The organism is Staphylococcus sp. AC872, from assembly GCF_979255425.1.
Genome location: NZ_CEEDKW010000113.1, coordinates 1 through 206 on the forward strand (window position 1 = coordinate 1; position 206 = coordinate 206).

Here is a 206-nt window from a genome sequence, read left to right on the forward strand (position 1 = left end):
CACTGTCCTTGCTTTCTGTACTTGCAGCACTGTCCTTGCTTTCTGTACTTGCAGCACTATCTTTGCTTTCTGTACTTTCAGCACTGTCCTTGCTTTCTGTACTTGCAGCACTATCTTTGCTTTCTGTACTTGCAGCACTGTCCTTGCTTTCTGTACTTGCAGCACTGTCCTTGCTTTCTGTACTTGCAGCACTATCTTTGCTTTCT

Annotated in this window: 1 pseudogene; it reads right to left on the reverse strand. The window is 44.7% G+C overall.

The features are described 5' to 3' along the window. Positions 1–206 (reverse strand): annotated as a pseudogene (locus tag ACZ267_RS13130) (hypothetical protein); the annotation flags it as partial.